This is a genomic window from Tenacibaculum ascidiaceicola, from assembly GCF_047470925.1.
Lineage (GTDB): Bacteria > Bacteroidota > Bacteroidia > Flavobacteriales > Flavobacteriaceae > Polaribacter > Polaribacter discolor.
This window is the reverse complement of record NZ_JAZKJP010000012.1, coordinates 26289-51641: the sequence shown is the minus strand read 5'-3', so window position 1 is coordinate 51641 and position 25353 is coordinate 26289. Positions and strand designations below refer to the sequence as shown.

At 32.0% G+C, this 25353-nt stretch carries 24 protein-coding genes; 14 read left to right on the top strand and 10 right to left on the bottom strand.

Annotated elements, in window-relative coordinates:
* Positions 1 to 9 precede the first annotated feature (9 nt).
* Positions 10 to 1242 carry a DEAD/DEAH box helicase gene (locus VBY68_RS12250; RefSeq protein ID WP_099215174.1) on the bottom strand — a complete coding sequence of 411 codons (1233 nt, stop codon included), beginning with the start codon at positions 1240 to 1242 and terminating at the stop codon, positions 10 to 12.
* Positions 1243 to 1290: 48 nt separating this feature from the next.
* Positions 1291 to 2412, bottom strand: a complete 1122-nt coding sequence (gene chrA, locus VBY68_RS12245; RefSeq protein ID WP_415269892.1) for a chromate efflux transporter — start codon at positions 2410 to 2412, stop codon at positions 1291 to 1293.
* Positions 2413 to 2567: 155 nt separating this feature from the next.
* Between chrA and VBY68_RS12240 the strand changes: the two genes are divergently transcribed.
* A complete protein-coding gene (locus tag VBY68_RS12240; protein ID WP_415269891.1) occupies positions 2568 to 3203 on the top strand; it encodes a YceI family protein in 636 nt (211 codons plus the stop codon).
* A gap of 107 nt (positions 3204 to 3310) precedes the next feature.
* Here VBY68_RS12240 and VBY68_RS12235 read toward each other — a convergent pair whose 3' ends face one another.
* From VBY68_RS12235 to pruA, 4 genes are all read right to left on the bottom strand, one after another.
* Positions 3311 to 5008 carry a hypothetical protein gene (locus tag VBY68_RS12235; RefSeq protein ID WP_415269890.1) on the bottom strand — a complete coding sequence of 566 codons (1698 nt, stop codon included), beginning with the start codon at positions 5006 to 5008 and terminating at the stop codon, positions 3311 to 3313.
* A 101-nt stretch (positions 5009 to 5109) separates the two neighbouring features.
* Entirely contained in the window at positions 5110 to 6021 is a 912-nt protein-coding gene (locus VBY68_RS12230) for a glutaminase (protein WP_415269889.1), read from the bottom strand.
* 109 nt (positions 6022 to 6130) lie between these two features.
* Entirely contained in the window at positions 6131 to 6649 is a 519-nt protein-coding gene (locus VBY68_RS12225) for a hypothetical protein (RefSeq protein ID WP_124588232.1), read from the bottom strand.
* Positions 6650 to 6774: 125 nt separating this feature from the next.
* Complete coding sequence (gene pruA / locus VBY68_RS12220; RefSeq protein ID WP_415269888.1) at positions 6775 to 8400, bottom strand: L-glutamate gamma-semialdehyde dehydrogenase; 1626 nt, start codon at positions 8398 to 8400, stop codon at positions 6775 to 6777.
* Positions 8401 to 8541: 141 nt separating this feature from the next.
* On the opposite strand from pruA, the gene VBY68_RS12215 reads away from it, so the two are divergent.
* From VBY68_RS12215 to VBY68_RS12200, 4 genes are read left to right on the top strand one after another with little or no spacing between them, the layout of a single operon-like run.
* Positions 8542 to 9261 (top strand): NRDE family protein, encoded by a 720-nt coding sequence (locus VBY68_RS12215; RefSeq protein ID WP_415269887.1) that lies wholly within the window; start codon positions 8542 to 8544, stop codon positions 9259 to 9261.
* 32 nt (positions 9262 to 9293) lie between these two features.
* On the top strand, positions 9294 to 9965 hold the full coding sequence (locus VBY68_RS12210) for a hypothetical protein (protein WP_415269886.1): 672 nt from the start codon (positions 9294 to 9296) through the stop codon (positions 9963 to 9965).
* A gap of 7 nt (positions 9966 to 9972) precedes the next feature.
* Positions 9973 to 11682, top strand: a complete 1710-nt coding sequence (locus tag VBY68_RS12205; RefSeq protein ID WP_415269885.1) for a hypothetical protein — start codon at positions 9973 to 9975, stop codon at positions 11680 to 11682.
* A gap of 5 nt (positions 11683 to 11687) precedes the next feature.
* The gene (locus VBY68_RS12200; protein WP_415269884.1) at positions 11688 to 13019 is read left to right on the top strand and encodes a hypothetical protein; all 1332 of its coding nucleotides are present in this window, start codon (positions 11688 to 11690) and stop codon (positions 13017 to 13019) included.
* Here the strand turns inward: VBY68_RS12200 and VBY68_RS12195 are convergent.
* The 3 genes from VBY68_RS12195 to VBY68_RS12185 are packed head-to-tail and all read right to left on the bottom strand — an operon-like array spanning position 13016 to position 15798.
* Complete coding sequence (locus tag VBY68_RS12195; RefSeq protein ID WP_124588245.1) at positions 13016 to 14128, bottom strand: DUF3667 domain-containing protein; 1113 nt, start codon at positions 14126 to 14128, stop codon at positions 13016 to 13018. The two genes, VBY68_RS12200 and VBY68_RS12195, sit on opposite strands and share 4 nt — an antisense overlap.
* The gene (apaG, locus tag VBY68_RS12190; RefSeq protein ID WP_121146652.1) at positions 14128 to 14514 is read right to left on the bottom strand and encodes a Co2+/Mg2+ efflux protein ApaG; all 387 of its coding nucleotides are present in this window, start codon (positions 14512 to 14514) and stop codon (positions 14128 to 14130) included. The genes VBY68_RS12195 and apaG overlap by 1 nt, the downstream gene beginning before the upstream one ends.
* A 51-nt stretch (positions 14515 to 14565) precedes the next feature.
* Entirely contained in the window at positions 14566 to 15798 is a 1233-nt protein-coding gene (locus VBY68_RS12185) for a type IX secretion system plug protein (protein ID WP_415269883.1), read from the bottom strand.
* A 162-nt stretch (positions 15799 to 15960) separates the two neighbouring features.
* Between VBY68_RS12185 and VBY68_RS12180 the strand changes: the two genes are divergently transcribed.
* From VBY68_RS12180 to nqrF, 6 genes are read left to right on the top strand one after another with little or no spacing between them, the layout of a single operon-like run.
* Complete coding sequence (locus VBY68_RS12180; RefSeq protein WP_124588250.1) at positions 15961 to 17313, top strand: Na(+)-translocating NADH-quinone reductase subunit A; 1353 nt, start codon at positions 15961 to 15963, stop codon at positions 17311 to 17313.
* Positions 17314 to 17316: 3 nt separating this feature from the next.
* Positions 17317 to 18522, top strand: coding sequence for an NADH:ubiquinone reductase (Na(+)-transporting) subunit B (locus VBY68_RS12175; protein WP_121146654.1), 1206 nt, complete (start codon positions 17317 to 17319; stop codon positions 18520 to 18522).
* Positions 18523 to 18524: 2 nt separating this feature from the next.
* Complete coding sequence (locus VBY68_RS12170; protein ID WP_124588252.1) at positions 18525 to 19265, top strand: Na(+)-translocating NADH-quinone reductase subunit C; 741 nt, start codon at positions 18525 to 18527, stop codon at positions 19263 to 19265.
* 2 nt (positions 19266 to 19267) lie between these two features.
* Positions 19268 to 19912 carry an NADH:ubiquinone reductase (Na(+)-transporting) subunit D gene (locus VBY68_RS12165; RefSeq protein WP_099215191.1) on the top strand — a complete coding sequence of 215 codons (645 nt, stop codon included), beginning with the start codon at positions 19268 to 19270 and terminating at the stop codon, positions 19910 to 19912.
* 31 nt (positions 19913 to 19943) lie between these two features.
* Positions 19944 to 20702: an NADH:ubiquinone reductase (Na(+)-transporting) subunit E gene (gene nqrE, locus VBY68_RS12160; protein ID WP_099215192.1), complete on the top strand. Its 759-nt coding sequence runs from the start codon at positions 19944 to 19946 to the stop codon at positions 20700 to 20702.
* Positions 20702 to 22018, top strand: coding sequence for an NADH:ubiquinone reductase (Na(+)-transporting) subunit F (gene nqrF / locus VBY68_RS12155; protein WP_121146655.1), 1317 nt, complete (start codon positions 20702 to 20704; stop codon positions 22016 to 22018). Before nqrE ends, nqrF begins: the two co-directional genes overlap by 1 nt.
* Positions 22019 to 22135: 117 nt before the next feature.
* On the opposite strand, the gene VBY68_RS12150 is transcribed toward nqrF, so the two are convergent.
* Positions 22136 to 22597: a Na(+)-translocating NADH-quinone reductase subunit F gene (locus tag VBY68_RS12150; RefSeq protein WP_415269882.1), complete on the bottom strand. Its 462-nt coding sequence runs from the start codon at positions 22595 to 22597 to the stop codon at positions 22136 to 22138.
* A gap of 68 nt (positions 22598 to 22665) precedes the next feature.
* Here VBY68_RS12150 and VBY68_RS12145 point away from each other — a divergent pair, with 68 nt between their 5' ends.
* The 3 genes from VBY68_RS12145 to VBY68_RS12135 all read left to right on the top strand — a co-directional run bounded on the left by VBY68_RS12145 (position 22666) and on the right by VBY68_RS12135 (position 25296).
* Positions 22666 to 24024, top strand: a complete 1359-nt coding sequence (locus VBY68_RS12145) for a DEAD/DEAH box helicase (protein ID WP_415269881.1) — start codon at positions 22666 to 22668, stop codon at positions 24022 to 24024.
* On the top strand, positions 24024 to 24386 hold the full coding sequence (locus tag VBY68_RS12140) for a Na(+)-translocating NADH-quinone reductase subunit F (RefSeq protein ID WP_099215196.1): 363 nt from the start codon (positions 24024 to 24026) through the stop codon (positions 24384 to 24386). Before VBY68_RS12145 ends, VBY68_RS12140 begins: the two co-directional genes overlap by 1 nt.
* Positions 24387 to 24732: 346 nt before the next feature.
* Positions 24733 to 25296, top strand: a complete 564-nt coding sequence (locus tag VBY68_RS12135) for a uracil-DNA glycosylase family protein (protein ID WP_273694226.1) — start codon at positions 24733 to 24735, stop codon at positions 25294 to 25296.
* Positions 25297 to 25353 lie beyond the last annotated feature (57 nt).

The window sequence follows — 25353 nt, the reverse complement described above, 5'->3', positions numbered from 1 at the left end:
ATAAAAAGCTTAATACCAGCGTTTTTTCTTCTTTTTAGAAGCTTCTGATTTTCTTCCTTTTTTGTGTTTACTAACAGTGTTGGGTTGTTTTTTCTTCTTCGGTTTTGCTAGAGGGAATGGATGGTCTTCTACAATTTTTATAGTTCTATCCATAAATTCTTGAATTGCCTTGATGTAAGAAGTTTCATCAGCACTACATAACGAAAAAGCAATTCCAGATTTACCAGCTCTACCTGTTCTACCAATTCGGTGTACATACGTTTCAGGAATGTTTGGTAAATCTACATTAATTACAGCATCTACTTTGCTTACATCAATTCCTCTGGCAGCAACATCAGTGGCAATTAAAATATTGGCTTTGTTATTTTTGAAGTCTTCTATGGCTTGATTACGCAAGTTTTGCGATTTATCACCATGTACACTGGTTGCTTTATAACCGTTTTTTTGTAGTGTTTTTTCTAACTTGTCAACTCCAAATTTGGTACGACGAAATATAATGATGCGTCCTTTTATGGTGTTTCGTAGTAAGTGTAAACACAAGTCGACTTTGTGTTTTTTTGGGGTGTAGTATAGTAACTGACCAATGTTTTTAGAAGTGGTTTCCGCAGGTGAAATATCTACTTTTTCAGGATTACGCAACATCGATTTGGCTAAATCATTTACCTTATCAGGCATTGTAGCAGAAAACAATAAGGTTTGTTTTTTACGCGGACATAACTCTTCTATTTTCTGTACATCGTCAATAAAGCCCATGTCTAGCATTAAATCGGCCTCGTCTAACACCAATGTTTTTAGTTGTCTAACATCAATACTTCCTTGTTTGTGTAAATCGATAAAACGACCAGGAGTAGCAATTAAAATATCAACTCCTTTTGCCAATACATCTTTTTGAGGTTGTGTAGCCACACCACCATACACAACAGTACTTCTTAAATTAGTATACTTACTATATGCTTTAAAGTTTTCTTCAATTTGAATTGCCAGTTCTCGAGTAGGACTTACAATTAGTGCTTTTATCTTCTTAGCTCTTTTTTCAACATCTTCCTCTTTAGAAAGCTCTTGAATAATAGGCAACGCAAAAGCAGCTGTTTTACCTGTACCTGTTTGTGCAGCTACAATGACATCTTTTTTGTTAAGTACTAACGGAATTACTTCTTGTTGTACCAGCGTTGGTTTGTGGTGTCTTTCTTCGGTAAGTGCTTTTAAGATAGACTTGCTAAGTTGTAGGTCTGAAAACTGCATCAAATATTTTTTTGCAAAGGTAGGCTAAAAGGAATGATATTATGGGGTTTACCAATAAGTTAAAATATATCCTAACATAGCACCTCCTAAAACAATAAAAGCGCTGTTTACTTTTTTAAAATAAAAAACAGCAAGTAGACTTATGATGGCAATAACAATAGTGCGCCAATCTGTAATAGTATCTTTAGCCATTGTTATACAAACAGCAATAATTAAGGCAACGGCTGCTACATTTACAGCATCTAAAATGCTACCAATAAGCTTCGAATTCCTCATTTTAGGAATCAACGGATTTAAAACTAAAACAAAAAAGAAGGATGGTAAAAATATTCCAACAGTTGCTACCAGTGCACCCGTTATTCCATTCATTTGCCAACCAATAAAAGTAGCGGTAGATAAAACAGGACCAGGGGTTATTTGTCCTACAGCAACAGCATCTATTAGTACCTGTCTAGAAAGCCATCCGTTAGCAACCAGTTCTGCATCTAAAAAAGCAAATAACACATAACCACTTCCATATAAAATTGCACCAACTTTTAAAAAGGTCAATAAAATTTTCAGGTTGTTGGCTTGAAGCGTTTCACTTGCCTGAAATAGAAAAAAAGGAAGTATGCTGGTTAAATTAGTACGGTTTTGGTTGAAAAAATAGAGTAAAGCACCTAGTAAGCCACAACCAAACAAAGCAGCTATTTCATTAACACCTAAAAGGCAGGCAACTAAAGTGATTACCCCTAAAATAGCTAAAGATGTGTTTTTTACAGCTTTTTTACCTAATCGATAAGCAGCCATAACAATAATGGCAATTACTGCGGGTTTTATTCCGTAAATAAAGGGTTCAACTTTAGGAAGCTGACCATATTCTTGGTATAACCACGCAACTATTGATGTAATTACTACGGCAGGAAAAATAAAACAAAAACCAGCTACAATTAACCCTTTCCAACCAGCTCTTTCATGCCCGCAGTGCATGGTCATTTCAGTAGAGTTGGGTCCAGGTATTAAATTGGTAGCTCCCATTAAATCCAGAAAATGTTGCTGAGTCATCCATTTTCTTTTCTTAACAACTTCATCTTCCATCATTGCAATATGTGCGGCAGGTCCGCCAAAAGCAATACAACCTAGTTTAAAAAATAGTTTGGCGACTTCTTTAAGTTGAGTTTTTTGTGACATTTTAAAATGTTAGAAAAATAGGTTTTAGTGGTTTTTGGAGGTAAATTTAAATAAAAGTACACTGGTTAAAGCTTTTTTACACTTTTTTGACAATTGATTTACACTTTTAACGGAAGGTTGCGATAGTTTTGATGAAAACTTTAAATACGAATAGTATGAAAACCATTAAAAATAGAATTTTGTTAGTTGGGGCATTGTTAGTTATAGTACTTGTAAGCGGATTTGCTAAAAGTACTTCAACAGTTACACCAAAAGAAATAAAAGAGGTAACCGAAGTTGTAAAAAACAAGACAATTAATATGTTTGTAACACATGGTCATTGTAGCACACCGTTTGGTGGTATTGTAAACGATTTAAAAGTGGATATTCCTGTACGAATGGATGCTGGAAATCCGTTGGAAAACATGCGTATTTCGTTTGAGGTTAATCCAAACTCATTTAGAGTATGCAGAGGTGATGAGGCTGAATTAACAGCAAGAATTAAAACCAAAGGAGTGTTTATTAATGATAAGAACGACAACATAACGTTTAGAACTACGAATGTTTTTGTGATGGGGGTAGATTGGTATCAAATTAACGGAATGATGTCTATTAAAGGAGTTGAAAAAGAAGTGAAGTTTTTTGCAACAGGAATTAGAGATTCATACAAAAGCATGTCTAGCGAACTGGTATTACAAGGGCAAGTAAACTTATTAGATTGGGGGATTGATTATGATAAATTAGTAAATGGGCAATCGTCAGACGTTCCAACAAAATGGTTGTATTTGAATATGAAAATTGAGTTGAGTTAATAGAAGTAAAAAAATCCCAAAACATTCTAAAATGTTTTGGGATTTTTCGCTAAAGATTAGTATGAAAATAGCAATTATTTTGCACTGTGTTACCAATAGTTTTTTCTTTATTCTAAGTACTTTGCAATGTATTTGTTTTTCTTTTTTATAAGTGAAATTTTATATGTATTACCGTTATGTCTCAAGTCTAAAAGAAACCCATTATTGACTATTTCTATATGAGTTATTTTGTTATAAATCTTTTCATTACTTCCAGATTGAAAAAAATCAGCTTCTTTAAATTGGCTAGTTATTTTAGAATATAAATCATCTTTTATCACATTTATAAGGCTGTAAGAGTTTTTTTCTATGCTTCTAATTATGATGGGAGAATACTTAATTTGATAACAAAACTCCATATCTTCATCAGGCTTAAGAACTTTTAAAAAGTCGTTAGGTTCAGCTTTAAAAAACTCTAAATTACTACCTTTAGCAGCTTGTTTGTCTAGTTTTTTTATTTTATAAACATTTTTACCTCTAATCAAATACTCCTTGCCTTCATGCTCTATTTTAACATATTTATAAGCATCACAGGTTTCATCGTACTTTTTGCCATTAAAGTATTTGTATGTCTTCCCAATAATTTTAACATTGATTCCTGCTTTAACACTTTTTATCGGTTTAAGATTATCATCTAATAGTTTTAAATTATCACCTAATAAGACTGCTATACCTTCTTCTTTCTCAAAATGTAATTCGAGTTTTTTATCTAATGAAGATTTTTTAGGTTCTTTAGGAATACGCTTTTCAGTATTTTCATCATATGTGATTTCAAATGTTCTGGAAAAATATTTTGGTGTGTATAAGTAAGTATTAATTAACTTTCCTGATGTAAGAAAAACCTTATATTCTTTTCCGAAGATATCTTCTCGAACTTTTTTATTCTCATCAACGTTTTTAATTAGCTCTACATATTTAGGGTGAAATGCTTTTTTGTAATCTTCAAATGATAAGTTTGGATTTTCTTTAAACTTTAGGTACATGTCCTCAAAAAGAGTTTGATAAGTAAACATACCTCCTGATGAAGTAATACGTTGGTTTTTTTTATTTACATTTATTAGAGTGAATTTTAAATCTTCAACATTGGTTTTAAAATCTAATATCACTGAATTATTTAAAATATCTATAACGGTAAACTCATGATTACCAATTTTCATTAATTTACCAATATCTGATTTTTTAATTTTCAAATAATCATAACCTTTTACGAATCCACTTTCAAATTCTATTGCTCCTTTTAATTCTTCTTTTTTTATTTTAGATTTAATGTTAAAGGAGGAATTAATAGTTCTCCAATTGTAGGTGTAATTATTTCCGTTTTCAAAGCTTGAAGAAGAATGAAATCCAAACCCATGGCTGCCATTCTCTTGAATTTTTAAGATTGTGTTACCATCTACAATTTTATTTTTCTTAATTGATAATTTAAAAATATCTATCAGGTTATCACTCATAAATTCAGGAAAGTATGAGTTAAATTCTAAAATGTGATTTGAAAAGCTACCCTTCTTTATTTTAATGGTAGCATTTTTTATTAAAGTATCTAAGGCAGTTTTATATTGAGTATCAGTGTACAATTGAGTTTTCCATGGAAATTTATAATTCTCATCTATTTTTGAATTGTATTCCTGTTTTTTAAATATTTGAGAAGCAAAAGCATAAGTTAATTTTTCTACAAATTCAACTTTTTTTATTTCAACAGAATCCTTTTTTTGACCAAAAGATAGTATTGATATTAATAATAGGAGTACAGTAATTTTACTTTTCATATTCAGTTTTGATTATCGGTAACTTTTTATAAATAAGAACCTGTTTTAATTGTTTATGTTCAACGCTAGCGAAACTAGTTTAATTTTGTTTAAGAATCAACCTAAAAAATTGACTGTTCAGAAAGCGTAGTAAACTCTTCTAAAAAGCGCATTCCTCTATACGAGTTTCCTTTTTTATTCAATTTAGGGCTCCATACTGCAATCGCATACTGGTTAGGGTGTATGGCAATAATACCACCACCAACACCACTTTTTCCCGCTAATCCAACTTTAAAAGCAAACTCCCCAGATTCGTCATAAAACCCACAGGTTTGCATTAGCGCATTAATTCTTTTCGATTGACTTTTAGTCAATATTTGTTCGCCCTGTCTGGTTTGTCCGTTATTGGCTAAGAAGAAAAATAATTCAGAAAGTTGTTCGCAAGTCAATTCCAACGAGCATAAATCGAAATAGAAATCTAGCACCACTTCAGGGTCGTTGTAGATGTTTCCGTAAGACTTGATAAAATTACACAAGGCAACATTTCTGTATCCTACCGATTTTTCTGAAGCTGCAATTTTTGAAGAGTAGTCAATGTCTTTATTGATAGAAAGACTTTTAATGAAATTCAATAAATCTTCCTTCGGGTTTACCAAACTGCTAATTAAAATATCGGCAATTACGATAGCACCTGCGTTGATAAACGGATTTCTAGGAATACCGTTATCCGTTTCCAGTTGTATCAATGAGTTAAAACTATTACCAGAAGGTTCTACACCTAATCTGTCCCATATAGATTCACCAAGATGTTTATACGCCAAACAAAGTGATAATACTTTGGCGATACTTTGAATGGAGAACTTTTCTTGAAAGTTTCCTAATCCAAAATTAGTATTAGCAACTGTTGAAATATGTACGCCAAATTTTTCAGCATCAATGGTAGCCAATTCAGGAATATAGGTAGCTAACTCTCCAATATTTTCAATAGGAGTTATTTTTTGATACACGTTTTCAAGTATTTCTTTATAATTCATTGCTTGTTAAAATAAAACGAATTGATGCTAAACGAAATTAGTTGAATTCTATTTGAAAACAAATAAAAATCTTATAGAAGAAAGTAATGGGTTTAAGATTAGGCTGATTTTATATGGCTTTAATTGATTTTACTAATTCTTTAAAGTGTTTTTGTGTTTTAAGAGACGTGTCAAAAGTGTATTTCATTTCAATTAAATAGTTATAATCATTTAAATTAATTAACCGATAATGATATAGGTATCTGTCTTTTTTTTCAGCAACAAACCCAAATAAATACCCATAATCATCTTTGTCGGTTCTCATGTAATTTAGTATTTTAAAGTGTTTATTTAAATACATGTGAAGTAACTCAGCTAGTTGTTCATGATCTGGCTTTTTATCTTTAAGAAATTTATTATAAATCTTAAATTCGGGTTGAAAACTAATATTTTGAACTCTAGAATAAGTTTTTGGCAATTTGAATACTATATAATCAGAGTTTAGAACTTTGTTATATCTAACTTTTGAATCAAATACAAACTTAGAGTTAGATAAATCGATTTTTGTATTCCATTCTTTATTGATATATACTCTTTTACTACAGCTTAAAAGGAATAAAGTAAGGATGATAAAAGAAAGTGATTTCATTTTAAAAGCAATTTTATTGGCGAAAGATATTTAAAAGGGGAATAAAATTCAAACAAAAAAGCAACCTCAAAATGAGATTGCTTTTTTAATTTATATCTAAGATTCCTTGTTAGGGAATACTTTTCTTATCCTAAGAATGGGTAACGATAATCTACAGGAGAAACAAAAGTTTCTTTGATTAAACGAGGAGATACCCAACGTAATAAGTTTTGAGCAGATCCTGCTTTATCGTTTGTTCCTGAAGCTCTAGCTCCACCAAATGGTTGTTGTCCTACAACAGCACCTGTTGGCTTATCGTTTACGTAGAAGTTACCAGCACAGTTTTCTAAAGCTTTAGTAGCTTCAGCAACTGCATAACGGTCTGTAGAGAATACAGCACCAGTTAAAGCGTATTCAGAAGTTCCGTCAACTAATTTTAACGTATCAGCCCAATCTGCATCTTCGTATACATAAATAGTTACTACAGGACCGAATAATTCAGTTTCCATAGTAGTGTATTTAGGGTTGGTAGTTAAGATAACAGTTGGCTCAATAAAGTATCCTTTTGATTTATCGTAGTTACCACCAGCAAAAATCTCTGCATCAGCATCAGCTTTAGCTTGATCAATATATTTTGCTAACTTATCAAAAGAACCTTCGTGAATTACTGCAGTAATAAAGTTGCTCATGTCTTCTGGAGAACCCATTTTAAAAGAAGCGATATCTTCTTTTACGTAGTTCAATGTTTCTTCAGCTAACGATTTTGGTAAGTATACTCTTGAAGCTGCAGAACATTTTTGACCTTGGAATTCAAAAGCACCACGAGAAATACCTGTAGCTACTTGTTTTGGATTAGCAGAAGGGTGTGCAATGATAAAGTCTTTACCACCAGTTTCTCCTACAATTCTTGGGTATGTTTTGTATGTATGAATGTTTTCTCCAATCTTTTTCCACAATTCCTTAAATACATAAGTAGAACCTGTAAAGTGGATACCAGCAAAATCAGGAGAAGATAAAACTACATCAGTAATTTCAACAGGATCACCATAAATTACGTTGATAACACCGTCTGGTACACCAGCTTCTTTAAATACATCTACAATTACTTTTGCAGAGAAAATTTGGCTATCAGATGGTTTCCAAACTACAACGTTCCCCATCATTGCAGCTGATGCAGGTAAGTTTGCAGCAATTGCAGTAAAGTTAAATGGAGTAATTGCGTATACAAACCCTTCTAACGGACGGTACTCAACGCGGTTCCAAATTCCGTCATCAGAGTTTGGTTGCTCGTTGTAAATTTCAGACATGTACTCTACGTTAAAACGTAAAAAGTCGATTAACTCACATGCAGCGTCAATTTCAGCTTGGTGAACTGTTTTTGATTGAGCAATCATAGTTGCAGCGTTAATCTTTGCACGGTAAGGACCAGCAATTAACTCAGCAGCACGTAAAAAGATAGCAGCTCTTTGTTCCCATGGCATTTGTGCCCATTCAGTACGAGCTTCTAAGGCATTAGCAATAGCTTTTTCAGCATGAGATCTATCTCCAATATGATATTGTCCTACCACGTGTTGGTGATCGTGAGGAGGAGTCATATTACGAGTATTTCCAGTTCTAACTTCTTCGTTACCGATGTACATTGGTACATCTATAGATCCGTTAAAATATTCTTTGTATTGTTTAGAAACGGCTTCGCGCTCTGGAGATCCAGGAGCATATCCTTTTACCGGTTCGTTAATGGCAGTTGGTACGTGAAAAAATCCTTTTCCCATTTGTATGTTGTTTGTTGAATTAAATTTCTTTCTTTGTTATTGAAAAAGTCCAATAATGAACTTTCTTAAATGACAAAGTTACGGTTATTTTAGGAATATTTAAATGGACATAAGGCTGGAATTATATAAAACTAAAACAACATGTGTACGGTAACTTATTTACCTTTAGGGAATAATGATTTTATATTAACTTCAAATAGAGATGAAGATCCGAAACGAAAAACAATAGCGCCTAAAACGTATATTGAAGAAGGAGTGAAGTTAACGTACCCTAAAGATGAATTAGCAGGAGGAACTTGGATAGGTTTAAGTGAAAAAAACAGATTGATTTGTCTGTTGAATGGTGGGTTTACAAAACATCAAAGAGCAGAGTCGTATAGAATGAGTAGAGGGGTTATTGTAAAACAACTATTAATAGTATATAATCCTGTTGAGGTAATCAATCATTTTGACTTCTCTGGTATAGAGCCTTTTACTATTGTGTTGATTGATTGGAGTAGCAATTTACAAGCGTATGAATTAGTTTGGGATGGTGCTAAAAAGCACTTTCAACAGTTAGATGATACACCTAAAATTTGGTCTTCATCAACATTATATAATGAAGAGATGAAGCAGTTAAGAAGAGACTGGTTTGCTGAATGGTTATTGGATAATAAAGATTTTCATCAATCAGAAATCATTAATTTTCATCAAGATGAAACCAAGGGAAATCCTGAAATTTCTTTAAAAATGAAACGAACTTATGTAGAAACAGTAAGTGTAACATCTGTTATGAAAAGCGAGCAAGAACTTACCATGAGTTACTACGATTTACATGCAAATATTAACAAAATAGAGGCAGAAATCATTCGTTTGTTATAAAAGCTATTTAATACCTTTGCAAAAAAGTTTTTATGAATAAAAGATTATTATTACTATTTTCTGTAATTTCTATTTTCTTATTTACAAGTTGTTTTGAGTTTGTTGAAGAGGTAACTTTTAATGAAGATGGTTCAGGAAATGCTGTACTTACCATTAACTTAAGTAAAAGTAAAACTAAGCTAGCCTCTATAATGCTACTTGATAGTATAAACGGTTATAAAGTACCTTCAAAAGTAACCATAAGAAAAAAAGTACAAGAAATAGTAGCTAAGATTAAAGGAACGAAGGGGGTTCATAATGTAAAAAACACGTTAAATTTTGATGAGTTTATTGTAACAGTTTCGTGTGATTTTGATAACGTGGAAGCTTTAAATGAAGTAATAGCTAATTTTAGCTCTAAAAAGCATATAGAAGCTATCAAAAGAAACAAACATTTTACGTTTGACGAAAAGAGTAAAACATTTACAAGAAGTCATCATTTCGATTTAGGAAAAGAGTTTAGGAAAACAAAAAACCAAGATCGTAAGGTGTTTGAAACAGCAACTTATACAAGTGTTTATAGGTTTGAGTCACCGATAAAATCTACAGAGAATAATCAAGCAAGAATATCAAAAAGCAAAAAAGCTATTATGTTGCATTTACAAGCACAAGACATTATAGCAAACAAGCAAACAATCAAAAATAAAATACAATTAGAGAACTAAATTTAGGATGAAAAAAATTATTGCTACACTACTGTTATTAAACACATATACAGCTATACAGGCTCAGCTATTAGAGTCTAAAATACCTAACAATGTAGATGTGTTAGTTTCTGCAAATGCAGAAAACTTATTTAAGTTGATAAAAGTATCAGATATTGACAAAAGTGCTATTGGAAAAGAGATTTTAAAAGATTTAAATAGAAGGAGAGAAGAAGATAAAGTGTCTTCAGTAGCTAACGCTGGTATAGACATTAAATCAAACGCTTATTATTTTTTCAGTAAAACTGATAGTATTTCATATCATAACTTTTACGTTGAGTTGAAAGATAAAGAGTTGTTTGAGTCAATGTTAAGTAAACGAAATAAGAAGAAGATAAGAAGAATGGAGGGCTACAATATTATTGAAGGACGTAGCGATATTAGAATTTGGAATGAGAATTATCTTTTGTTAGTACATGGAGATGTATCTAGAGGGTATTTTTCAACTCATAAAGAACGTTTAGATAAACTTAAAGAGGAAAAGGAGTACGGTTATTCATTTAGAAAAAGAATAGGTAAAGGTTGGACAAAAAAGTATGTGCTAGACTTATTTAATAAAAATGTTATCAGTTCTATTGCTTCTAATACTAAGTTTCAAAAGAGTAAAAAGAAAAATGCATCAGCAACACTTTGGGTTCGTAACTATGGTATGTTAATGACAGATTTATTTAAATCTTTTGGTAGTTCTTTGTACCCTTTATATGCAGATGTAGGAGATCAAAATATTTATGGGGTTGAAGAAGTGACTGCTAATTTGTTTTTTGATAAAAACGATGCAAGAATTTTATTAGATATGTCGGTTAGTCCTGATATGAAGAAATCTTTTAAAAAGATCTATAATAAAAGAATGAGTCGTAATCTAGTAAATAGCTTTGATCACGATAAAGCATTAGCATTTTGGAGTATTTCTATTGATACTGAAGAAACATTAAAGCAATATCCAGAATTATTGAACAAGATGTACGGAGGTATTTTGCCTAAATTTCAAGAAGAAATGGAAATTGTAGGAGATTTATTTTCTTTAGTTATAGATGAAGAAGCTATTGGAAGACTAATTACAGGTGATGCTCTTTTAGTGTTAAACGATTTTTCTAAAAAAGAAGTAGAGTATACTACTTACAAGTACGATGAAGACTATAAACGTAAAGAAGTAACAAAAACTAAAGAGGAGTTTGTTCCTGATTTTACGTTAATGATTGGTTCAAAAGAAGAAGATTTATTGAATAAGTTTTTCAAATTAGGAGAAAAGCATAAGGCGGTTGAAATTGAAAATAACGTTGTAAAGTTTAAAACTAAAAAATCTGACATACCATTCAACTTATATTCGGTAGTTAAAAACGATGTGTTGTATTTAACAACCTCACAAACTAATGCGTTAAGTATTGCAAGAGGAAATAATAACTTCAACTCTAAGAAACATAGTAAATTAGTAAGAGATAATTCAACAGTGTTTTTTGTTGATGTAAATGCGGTTTTAAATAAGATTCCTAATAAGTGGATGAGTAAATCTGAAAAAGAAGCAATGCGTTTTTCAACAAATAACTTAAACGACGGAGTGTTTAGAGTATCTAGAATGAGAGGTAATACAATTTCTTCAGAGTTAAAAATTTCTACTCAAGGAACAGAAGAAAACACGTTAAAGTTATTGTTAGAGTTTATCAATGCAGTAGCGAAGTAAGCTAAATGATAAAAAGAATAGCATATATACTCATAATAGTATGCTGTATTATAGTTACGGTTGGTTTTTTTAGATATAATCCAACCGTAACTTATACAAAAAAAGTTCCAGCATCAGCTGAAACAGTAGTCTATATTAATCTTCGAGAAATAGAATACAACATAATTCTTAGCTTTTTAAAGCATCCACTTTCTCAGTTAGACTTTAAGGAATCTTCAGCTTCAAAAGAAGAGGAAAAGAAAGCAACATTATTAGATGAACTAGAAGTGCCTAATAGTTTGTTTTTCTATACCAATAAACAAGAGTTTAAAGACTTTTTTATTAGTAGTCCAATAGTTGTTAAGGAAAAATTTATAGAAGCTTTAAAAGAAGAGGAGTTTACTGCGAAAAATGTTAGTAATACTACAGTTTATAGCAAAGGAATAATAAGTTGTGTGCTGCAAAATAACTCTTTGCAAGTGTTGTTGAAAAAACATAAAAAAGCACAAATATCACCTGAGTTATTATCTAAATTAAATCAAGAAAATTACTTTTCTGAAAACGATTTAATTTTTAAACAAATAAAGAATAGTAAACAGCCAGTGGCTATTAGTACTTTGCAAGGAGACTTTTTTGAGTTTGTTATAGATGGAAGTAGTTTAAGAGTCAAAGGTGAGTTGAGTGAAGAAAACAACTTTTTTGAGCCATTTAAAGCGACATCAGTAGCTGGTTCAATACTGAGTGTGTCAGGAAAGCTAAATACTGAACTAATAGCTGATAAATTAGATGAAAACCTAAAGAAAAAGTTTAAAAAACTCACAACATTGTCATTAGACTCAGTTACTAATAAATGGGACGGAGTAGTAGAGGGTAATCTTACTTCTTTTATAGAAAAATCAGATACCATCGTAACTTATGAATATGATGATGATTTTAATAAGGTAGAAAAAAAGGATATTCAAAAAACGATAACACCTAAGGTTACTTTTGAGTTGCAAGGAAACGACCTTTGTGATTACTTGAAAGAAAAAGAAGTGATTAAGAGAGTTGAGAATGAGGATCTATTAACATTAATGCCTTTGTTTACTACTTACAGTTTTTGTAAAGGAAACGGCTTAAAATTTACATCTAAAAAAAATCAAAAGTTAACTAAAGATATCGACGGAAACAATAAGTTTTACTTCTTGTTTAATGTCGCCAATTATCAAGAAAAAGACAGAGGTATTTACTCTTTAAAAAATAAATACCTAGATAAGGTAAAAACAATACAGTTGTTAGTAACTAATAATAATCAGTTAGATGCAACTATAGAGTTAAAAAACACTTCTAAAAACGTCTTTTTACAAATGCTAGATTAATAAAAAGCAAAAGCAGCAAACGATATAGCAATAGAGCCAAGCATAGCTAATATAAAAAACATTGTATTAGCAAGTATATATTTCATAAATGTCTTAAAGTACCCTTGATTATAAAACCTTTTCATGGCTATGAATAAATAAATCATGAAGAGTATTAAAAATACAGGTAAGAAGCTATTAGAGTGTTTGAAAAAATCTATAATGTAAAAAATAGAAAACAGCAGGAAGAGTACAGTTTGTACGTGAAATACAAAAACAAGATGCTCTACATATGTATACTTTCTTCTAATGTAAATAAACTTTAAGAACAAAGTAAATAAAGGTAATAGTATAAATAGTGCGATAGAAGCATAGGATAGTACTTGGCGGAAAAACTTTTTTGCTTCATCTTTATCTAAAAAAACTGAGTTAAAAACTTTTGCACGTGAGTACCAAAAACGGTTGCTAAAGTTTTTCTCTGCTTTTAAGCTGTCTAAAGCAGCTTCAATAGGAACTTTAGGGTGTGCTTTTTGAAATTTCATAAATTTTACGATTCTGAAAGAATCGTTAGAGTCAGCTTTGGCTAGTTCTTGTTCAGAATTATATGAAACTGATGTGGAATCAGGTTTAGGCTGTGTCTTTTTTGCTTCAAGGGAGTCTTGGTTTTCAAGTTGCTTGAAAACTACATCTTGAATCGAGTCAAGATCTACTTCAATAGCATCGCTATTATCATTGTTTAATTTAATTTGAGAATTACTACTTGAAGATTTACCGATTCTTAATTCCTCAAATTTTTTATAGCTATCGGTTATACTTATGATTAAAAAAAAGATAATTGAAGTAGCTAAATAAAACCTAAATGGATTGGTGTATCTAGTTCTTTTACCGTCAATATAATCTTTAGAAACTTTCCCTGGGTTTATTAATAATGGAATTAGCGTTCTCCAAAACTTAGTGTCTAAAGAGAAAAAACCAGCAAAAAGTTCGCGAAGAAAAATGCCTAAGGTAATTTTTTTGCCTCTGTTTTTTTGTCCACATTCAGGACAAAACTTTTCATTGTTGGTAAAAGGATGTCCGCAGTTTAAACAGTTAGCATCTCTTACAACTGGAACTTTGTTTTTTTTTATCATTAGTTTAAAATAGCAGTAGTGGTTAATTGAAAAGTTGGAATGGTTACTAAGAATTCCTCGAGTGTTTTTACATTAATCATTTTATAATTACCTCCCATAGCGCCAGTAGTAGAAAGTAAAAAACAATTAGATCTATAGTTATAAATATCGTTAGGTTTTAAGGTAGGGGTTTCTCCAACAACACCTTCACCTTCCACATATTCAGTGCTATTAAGAGCATCAAAAATAACCCAAAAACGTTCTAGTAGTTTTACAGTGTCTTTTGATCTATTTTCTATAGAAATATAGTAGCTAAAAGCATAGTACTGTCGATGCCCTCTGTAAACAGAGCCCCTAAATGATGTTTTTACAGAAATCTTAATGCCTTTTGTTACTTGTTGAAACATATGATAAAGATAGTTCTTTTTCAGTTTTTAGTCAATGTTTCTAAGGATACCTTACCTATTTTGGTTAAAAAATCCGTAACCTACACCAATTACTCTGTCGTAAATTTCACCAAAAGGTTTGTAGTAGACAATCACAGTGTATTCATTTTCTGTTTGATAAAATGAGCCGTCAACTTCATGTAAATCAACATTTTTGTTATTGTCTAAAGTAGCGTAGTTATAGTTGTAGAAGCCTTGTTTAAAGGGTAATGTAGCTTTGTAAATTTTCTGAGAAGAGTCGTAAGTCATTTTATTCTCTTCAGATAATTCGTAATTGTTAAAAGCACCATAAACAAAAACTTCTTTGTTCTCGTAAGGCTCAAAAGCTTCTAAAGAAAAATGAACTAAGGAGTAATCAGCTTCGGTATTGTCTCTATTGTCAACGACATCACGTTCTGTGGTTCTTACAACAAACTGTCCATTGATATCGGGGTTATATGTATATATTTTATCATTACGAGGTTCGTCTGTGTAAAGGTAGCTATGATATAGGTTTTTACGTTCTACTCTAGCAACATTTAAACTGGAGTTTCTTATGAATTTTGTATCAAAATTTAAAAATTCGTTTCCTCCCCAAAAATTAGTTTTTACAGTATGATTATAAAGCAGTTGCTGAGGTTTTATAAAAATAGGTTGAAGATTAGTAATAGCTGTATTCCAATTATGGTTTTGAAACAATGTTACATTGATTTCTTGAGATGGAGTGTTTATCTGTAAACTAGGGTGGTTAACTGAAAATTGAACGGTTTGTTGTTGATTGGTTGTTGCTGCGTTTCTACTTCTAAAAGCAGCAACCCCAACGGTAGTAATGTCTTCGTAAAACACACAGCGTCTTGTAAAAACAACTTCGTAATCCTCATCTATAACAGATATTAAATAATTACCACTTTTGGTAATAATTGTATTTTGATTAGGAATCTCTACAGAGTAGTGTGTGTAGGGTTGAAGTGTGTTAAAAGAATTGGTGAAATTAATAATTTCATTTTGTTCAAAACCCTCAATATATTGATTGCTGGTCATTGAACTAGGTTTCCAATCATGAGTCATGTGTTCAATTTTATATTGATACTGTTTGCTGTCAGCATCTAAATCGTCAAAAGACAATTTTAAAACATCGCCTAAACGAACAATTGGAGCGTAAAAATTAGGGTTATTTTTAGGTCGTAATTGTACAGTTTTTATGTTTTGAGCAAAGCTCGAAACAACTAATAAAAAGGCAATTAAGGATAGTTCTTTTTTTATCATGATGTAACAAAAGTATCAAAATATAAGCCAAAGACAAGTTTTTTATTTAGAATAAATATAAATAATAAGGTTTCGTAAAGATAAAAATGTTTTTGTTCTGCAAAGGGATTCAAAATTTTTAAATTTGCGTGTTTTTTAAGAAAATCAAATTAATCAGTTCCTATGTCAAAAGACATCCGTATTAAGAAAGGCTTGGACATCAAGCTAGTTGGCGAGGCAGAACAGTTAACTACCGAACTTCAATCAGGTAGTGTGTTTGCAGTAAAGCCAGATGATTTTCACGGCGTTATTCCTAAAATTTTAGCAAAAGAAGGTACAGAAGTAAAAGCAGGTGAAGCACTTTTTTATTCAAAAAGTGATGAGCGTATTTTATTCCCTAGCCCTGTTAGTGGTAAAGTTACAGAAATCGTTCGTGGAGCACGAAGAAAAGTTTTAGCAATTAAAATCACTGCTGATGCACAGCAGGAATACAAAGATTTTGGTAAAAAAGATGTAGACGCAATGTCTGGAGAAGAGGTTAAAAACCACTTGTTTGCTTCAGGTTGTTGGCCGTTTGTAAAACAACGTCCGTACGACGTGGTTGCAAACCCTAATCAAGCACCAAAAGCAATTTTTGTATCAGCCTACGCAAGTGCACCTTTAGCAGCCGATTATGATTATGCGTTAAAAGGCAAAGAAGCAGAATTACAAGCAGCTTTAACAGCGTTAACAAAATTAACAGCTGGTAAAGTACATGTTTCTGTAGCTAAAAACTCAACACTATCACCATTTAAAGATGTGAAAGGAGTTGAGTTGCATAAAGTTTCAGGTCCACATCCAGTAGGAAATGTAAGTACTCAAATAGCACAAATTGATCCTATTAACAAAGGAGAAGTTGTGTGGGTAGTTACACCTCAAGACTTAGTAGTAATAGGAGAGTTATTGTTAACTGGAAAGTTTAACATTACTCGTACAATTGCATTAGCAGGATCTAAATTTAACAAACCACAGTATGTAACTGCAAAAGCAGGAGCGCAAATTGCTGATGTTGTTAAAGGAAATTTAGATGCCAATAATGCTCGTATAATTAGTGGAAATGTTTTAAGTGGTTTAGAAGTTAAAGAAGATGGTTTCTTAGGATACTACGATAACTTAATTACAGCTATCCCAGAAGGAGATGACTATGAGTTATTTGGGTGGAATAAGCCAGTTTTTAATAAAATATCTACTTCTAGAGCATTAACTTTTTCTTGGTTAAATCCAAAGAAAAAATATGACTTAGATACGAATACTAACGGAGAGCATAGAGCATTTGTAGTAACAGGTTCTTATGAAGAAATTTTCCCGTTAGATATCTATCCGATGCAATTATTAAAAGCTTGTATGTATAAAGATCTTGACGAAATGGAAGGATTAGGAGCTTACGAAATTGCACCAGAAGATTTTGCGTTAACAGAATTTATTTGTGTGTCGAAACAACCTCACCAAAAAATAATTCGTGAAGGATTAGATTTAATGAGAGAAGAATTAGGATAAGATATGGGCTTAAAACAAAACTTACATAATTTAAAAAAGAAGTATGAAGGAACTAAAATAGCTCCGCTATTCAATGGTTTTCATACATTCTTATATATGCCGAATGAGACAACTCATGGAGGAACTCACATTAAGTCGGCAGATGATCTTAAACGTACAATGAATACAGTAATCATGGCATTAATTCCATGTTTAATATTTGGTATGTTTAATGCAGGGTATCAGCATAATCTTCAAATAGAAGCCGTTTCAAACGCAACTGGTTTCTTTTCTGGAGAATTTTGGAATATGGATAACTTACTAATCGGTTTAGTTAAAATATTACCGTTAGTAATCGTATCGTATGTTGTTGGTTTAGCAATAGAATTTATTTTCTGTATAATCAAAGGACATGAGATAGAAGAAGGATACTTAGTAACAGGAATGTTAGTTCCGTTAATTGTACCAGTAGATTTACCATTATGGATGCTAGCAGTAGCAGTAGCTTTTGGTGTTGTAATTGGTAAGGAAGTATTTGGAGGAACTGGGATGAATATCTTAAACCCAGCCTTAACAATTCGTGCATTCTTATTCTTTGCATATCCAACATGGATGTCTGGAGATAAAGTATGGGTTCAAGGAGCTGTAGAAGCTGCAGGAACAGCTGATGCTATTTCAGGAGAAACTATCTTAGGAAGTTTAGCACAGTCGCAACCATTAAACTATTCAGTTTCTGATATGTTCTTTGGATTTATTCCAGGTTCTGTAGGAGAAACTTCAACATTATTAATTTTATTAGGAGCTTTATTCCTAATCTTTACAAAGATTGGAAGCTGGAGAATTATGTTATCTGCAGTTATTGGAGCTTTAGTAATGGGATTCATCTTTAACCAAGTAGTTGATATGGGATGGATTGGTGAAACAAGCAAGTTTTACGGATTAATGAGTTTAGATTTCTGGAAGCATTTATTAATTGGAGGATTTGCATTTGGTGCGGTATACATGGCCACAGACCCTGTTACAGCATCGCAAACTAACAAAGGAAAGTGGATTTATGGATTCTTAATTGGATTTATGTCAATTATGATTCGTGTATTCAACCCAGCATACCCAGAAGGAGTAATGTTAGCAATCTTATTAATGAACGTATTTGCTCCAACAATTGACCATTACGTAGTTCAAGGTAATGTTAAGAGAAGATTAAAACGTTTAAAAGCTAAAACTGCCTAATTATGAGTAAGAAGACAGATAGTAATTTATATACGGTACTTTTCGCCATAGGAATGGTGTTAGTAGTAGGTGCGTTGTTAGCTTTTACAGCGTCATCACTTCGCCCAACAATCGATGCTAATAAACGTATCGAGAAGCAGCAAAATATTTTGTATGCAATGGGTGTTAACGAAAATGATGAAACAAGTGTAGAGTTTGTTTCAAAAGATAAAGTAGCAGAAAAGTTTGCTAAATACATTAAAAAACAATTAGTAATCGAAGGAGATAATGTTTCTGAAGATGCCGAAGCGTATTTAATTGATATAAAAAAGCAACAAACAGCAGCTAAAGAAGGTAAAACAAGAAAATTACCATTATTTGTAGGTGAAAAAGAAGGAAAAACATTCTATATCGCTCCAATTAGAGGTAAAGGTCTTTGGGATGCTATTTGGGGGTATGTTGCAATGGATAAAAATATGGTAGTTCAAGGAGTTTTCTTCGATCACAAAGGAGAAACACCTGGTTTAGGAGCTAACATTAAGCAACGTTACTTTATGGATGATTTTATTGGAGAAGATTTAATGAATAACGGTTCTTTTAAAGGAATTTCAGTTTCTAAATCTAACAATGATCCAAAGAATGAAGATAAAAATGATAATGAGGTAGATGCAATTGCAGGAGCGACTATTACTGGTAACGGAGTAGCTGCAATGATTAAATCTGAAATAGGTTTATACGTACCTTACTTTAAAACATTAAAATAAATATGGGACTTTTATCAAAAAAAGACGCAGCATTAATTACTGATCCATTAGCAGATAATAACCCAATTACAATTCAGGTATTAGGTATTTGTTCTGCATTAGCAATTACAGCAGAGTTAAAAGCCTCTATTGTAATGTCTATATCGGTATTATTTGTATTAGGAGTAGGGAATGTAGTAATCTCGTTAATGAGAAATATTATTCCATCAAAAATTAGAATTATTGTACAGTTAATCGTAGTAGCTACGTTAGTAATTATTGTAGACCAAGTGCTAAAAGCATTTGCGTACGATTTAAGTAAAACCTTATCGGTATTTATTGGGTTAATTATTACCAACTGTATTATTATGGGACGTTTTGAAGCATTTGCTTTAGGTAATGGACCATGGAGATCGTTTTTAGATGGAATAGGAAATGCTTTAGGATATGCAGTAATCTTAATTATTGTAGGATTCTTTAGAGAATTATTCGGTTCAGGTACTTTATTAGGATTTAAAGTACTAGGAGATCCTATCGAAAAAACAGGATTGTATGCTTTAGGATACGAAAACAACGGGTTTATGTTATTATCACCAATGGCATTAATTGTTGTAGGTATTATTATTTGGGTACAACGTACAAGAAATAAAGCATTAGTAGAAGACTAACCTAAGTTAGTGTTCATTAAAAATATAGAAAATGGAACATATAGAATTATTTTTCAAATCGATATTTATAGATAACATGGTATTTGCTACCTTTTTAGGAATGTGTTCTTACCTTGCCGTATCTAAAAAAGTATCAACAGCCGTAGGTTTAGGAGCTGCAGTAATCTTTGTATTAGCAGTTACAGTACCAGTAAACTGGTTGTTAGATCAGTACTTATTACAACCTGGAGCTTTAAAGTGGTTAGGAGAAGAGTATGTAGATTATGACTTAAGTTTCTTATCATTTATCATGTTTATTGCAACAATTGCAACCATGGTACAATTAGTAGAAATTATTGTTGAAAAATTCGCGCCAGCATTATATAACTCTTTAGGTATTTTCTTACCGTTAATTGCAGTAAACTGTGCAATTTTAGGAGGATCTTTATTTATGCAGTCTCGTGAAATTCCAACATTAGGTTTATCATTTACGTACGGTATTGGTTCAGGAATCGGGTGGTTTTTAGCAATTTTAGCAATTGCAGCTATTCGTGAAAAAATCAGATACTCATCTGTGCCACCAGCATTAAGAGGTTTAGGTATTACATTCATTATTACAGGTTTAATGGCTATCGGATTTATGAGTTTCGGAGGAATGTTAACTGGAGGTGATGATGCAGGTAAAAAAGAAGAAACTGCTGAAGTTAAGGTTGAAAAGAAAGAAGTTGAAGAAAAGGTAGTAGAGGAAACTGAAAAGACTGAAGAGAAAGCAGAAGAATTAGCTAATAACACTAAAGAAATTACAGAATAATGGTATTTTTAGAAGTAAGCACAGGAGGAACAGTTGCTATTACAGTATTAGCGTTTTTAGCGGTAATCTTAGTTTTAGTAGCTTTATTATTATTTGTTAAGCAAAAATTGGCACCATCTGGACCTGTAAAGATTACAATCAATGGTGAAAAAACAATAGAAGTAGCATCAGGTGGAACTTTATTATCTACCTTAGGTAATGAAAAAATCTTCTTACCATCAGCTTGTGGTGGTGGTGGTTCTTGTGTACAATGTGAGTGTCATGTAAATTCAGGTGGAGGAGAAGCTTTACCTACAGAAACACCACACTTTACACGTAAAGAATTACAAAACGGTATCCGTTTAGCATGTCAGGTAAAAGTAAAGCAAGATATGGATATCTCTATTCCAGAAGAAATTTTCGGAATTAAGAAATGGGAAGCAACTGTTGTAAGAAACTATAACGTAGCAACTTTTATTAAGGAGTTTGTAGTTGAGATTCCAGAAGAAATGGATTATAAAGCAGGTGGGTATATTCAAATTGAAATACCACCATGTGAAGTAAAATATGCTGATATGGATATTTCTGCACATCCACAAGATCATCCAGGTGAACCTGATAAATTTGAGGCTGATTGGGATAAATTTAACCTAAGGCCATTAGTAATGAAGAATGAAGAAACTGTAGAGAGAGCATACTCTATGGCTTCTTACCCTGCAGAAGGAAGAGAAATCATGTTAAATGTTCGTGTAGCAACACCTCCTTTCGACCGTGCTAAAGGCGGATGGATGGATGTAAATCCAGGGGTGGCATCTTCGTATATTTTTAATCAAAAGCCAGGAGATAAAGTAACTATTTCTGGACCTTATGGTGAATTCTTCATCAATGATTCTGAAGCTGAAATGTTATATGTAGGTGGTGGAGCTGGTATGGCACCAATGCGTTCACATATTTATCATTTATTTAGAACTTTAAAGACTGGTAGAAAAGTAACATACTGGTACGGAGGTCGTTCTAAAGCAGAGTTATTCTACATTCACTACTTTAGAGCGTTAGAAAAAGACTTTCCAAACTTTAAATTCTACTTGGCATTATCTGAGCCATTAGAAGAAGATAACTGGAAGGTTAAAAAAGATATTAATGATGAAAGTGGAGATGGTTTTGTTGGGTTTATTCACCAAGTTGTAATAGACCAATATTTATCTAAACATGAAAGTCCTGAGGATTTAGAATTATATTTCTGTGGACCACCATTAATGAACAAAGCAGTACAAAAAATGGGTGAAGATTTTGGTTTAGATGACGAAAACATTCGTTTTGATGACTTTGGAGGATAGACACTCAGTGTTTTTTATATATAAAAACCGATACAAATTTGTATCGGTTTTTTTTATATTTAAAAAGATAAGGTTTAGATGTAATAAAAGCAAGACAACGTTTTTAGCAAAAAAAAGTTACTCATAAATTACATCAAATTTATATACAGGACTATCTTGTTCATATTCAAAAACCCTAGCATAGTCCATAACATTGGGTATGTCTTCGAGTTTGCATAAATATGCAACTACAGCGTATAAACCGTTAAATAACCTTTCTTTATCAGTAGGGTTTTGAGGTTTAGAATTGTAGTGACATAATGGAAGAACAAAACCACATGCTTCTAAAAATACTTTTTCAATGTGTAATAGTTCAAGTGGGGTGTAACCATTAAATTTTCTACCCAAATTTTGATGAACCCTACCTACATAGCTTAGTTGTAATGAACCATGACCATTTGTTAGGTGTTTCCAGCTATCTCGATTATCTAATATATTCCCAACCGCACATGCTGAACAACATTCAGGCTTCAATTCATCGTTGTGAAAAGCATTATAAAGCTTAATAAGCGCTTGTTCTAATCGTTTAGGTATTTCCATAATCAAAAAGAATTAACTCCCTTAAATATACAAAATATTGGTTGTACCTTTGCAGCAAATTATTGTTAATGACAACTTTTCAAGATTTAGACTTATCAAATCCATTAAGAAACTCAATTGAAGAATTAGGTTTTGTAAACCCTACACCTATCCAAGAACAAGCATTTCCTGTAATTCGTTCAGGAAAAGATGTAGTGGGGATAGCACAAACAGGTACAGGTAAAACTTTTGGGTACTTATTGCCTATATTACGTGATTTAAAGTTTTCGAAACAACAACACCCAAGAGTGATGATATTGGTGCCTACACGAGAATTAGTAGTGCAGGTGGTAGATGAGATTGAAAAGTTAGCAAAATACATGACCTTACGTACTATTGGGGTGTATGGAGGAGTCAACTTAAATCGTCATAAAGAAGCAGTAATGCAAGGTGCAGATATTATTGTTGCTACTCCAGGACGGTTGTACGATTTAGCGTTAAGTAACGTATTGAAATTAAAGTCTATTCAGAAATTAGTAATTGATGAAGTAGATGTAATGCTCGATTTAGGCTTTCGCTTTCAGTTGTTAAACATTTTTGATTTATTACCTCAAAGACGTCAAAACATCATGTTTTCAGCAACCATGACGGAGGATGTGGAAGCTTTAATTGACGATTTCTTTATCGCTCCAGATAAAATAGCGATTGCAGTTAGTGGAACACCACTAGACAATATTCAGCAAACGAGTTATGATGTTCCTAATTTTTACACAAAAGTCAATTTATTAAACTACTTATTATTTGATAAATCAGAGTTTAGTAAGGTATTAGTTTTTGCACCCAATAAGCGAAATGCAGATAGGTTGTTTGATTGTGTAGCAGAAGAATATCCATCACAAGCCTGTGTTATTCACTCAAATAAAACACAGAACTACCGTTTACGTTCCATAGAACAATTTAATAAAGGAGAAAAGCGAATTTTAATCGCTACCGATGTAATTGCTCGTGGATTAGATTTAGAAGAAGTAACACATGTAGTAAATTTTAATGTACCACACTTTCCTGAAAACTATATGCACAGAATAGGTCGTACTGGTCGTGCAGAACGAGAAGGAAAAGCAATTTTATTTGCTACAGAAAAAGAGCAAGAAGATAAACAACGAATTGAGGAGTTGATGGATTATGAAATTCCTAAGTTAGAAATTCCAGAACAGGTTGAGATTTCTAAGGAATTAACAGAAGAAGAGCGTCCAAAGGAAGAAAGAGAAATTAATAAGAATAGAACGTCACAAGAATATATTCCAGGACCTGCCTTTCATGAGAAAAAGGAAAAGAATAAAAAAACAAACCAAGGAGGTTCATACCGAAGAGAAATTGCTAAGAAGTATAAAAAACCTAAAACAAGAGGAGACAAAAACTATAACAAACGCAATAAGAAACGAAAATAATGCAAGCACTTACAGAACAAGAACTTCATAATTTGGGAATGAACATTGTAGGTAAAAAGCTACAAGAAATGGGCTATGAGTTTATTGCAATAAATAGTGAGTTAAAAAGACATCCGCAGTTCGTATTGTATAAAAAAGAAGAACCTACCATATTTGTTTTAGTAAAGACTACTAATAATATTCAGTCACCACAAGAGTATGATGTATTGTGGATGGAAACATTTAAAAAGCATGCAGAAAAACAAAATGCTAAGGTTTGGTATGCAGGTATAGGGATTGCAAATGCTGAAAGTGTAGATTTACCAGTTTTTAAAAACAAACCCTATTATGTTGCTTTCGATGATTTTATAAAGATTTTATAGATACGATATTACCAATATCTATAATTTTCTGGTGTTAATTCCCCTTTTTCACTGATAGAAAAAGAGTGGTTTAGTAGATTGAAAAGGGCAAAAACCCTATTAGTTTTCAGATAGTTGTGTGTTAATTTTACATCAGGGAAATTAATAAAATATCTAAAAAAATGAAAAGACAACTACTAACCAAAAAAGGAAAAAAATTAATGAAAACTATTATGGCATTTTTATCAGATTTAGGTAATGGTGCTAGTTATGCAATTAACAATTAAGACTTAAATAGTTAAAGTTAAAAACACTCGATTACATTGTAATCGAGTGTTTTTTTATGAATAAATATTAACTTTACAGTGTGGAGAATCTTCTAAGGAAAATAAAAGAATGTAAAATATGTGAGGAACATATAGAGCCTAACCCTGTGATTTTAGCTAATAGAAAGTCAAAAATTATTATTGTAGGTCAAGCACCAGGAACCAAAGTACACAAATCTGGAATTCCTTGGGATGATGCTAGTGGAAAACAATTAAGAAAATGGTTAGATGTTACTGATGAGCAGTTTTACAACACAAACAATTTTGGAATAATTCCAATGGGCTTTTGTTATCCAGGAAAAGGAAAATCTGGAGATTTGCCACCTAGAAAAGAATGTGCCCCGAAATGGCATCAACCATTACTAGAAGAAATGTCTAAAGTAAAGCTGGTTATTTTAATTGGAATGTATGCTCAAAACTACTACTTAAAAGAACAAGCAAAACGAACACTCACTGAGACAGTGAACAATTTTGAAGAGTATCTACCTAGTTATTTTGTATTACCTCACCCATCTCCAAGAAATAGATTCTGGTTAACTAAAAATCCGTGGTTTGAAAAAGATGTTTTACCCATATTAAAAATAACTGTAAAAAAGCTGTTGTAGTGATTTTAATACCAAAAGAAAGTTAAAAACATGCGTTGATAAATTTGTACTTTTGCA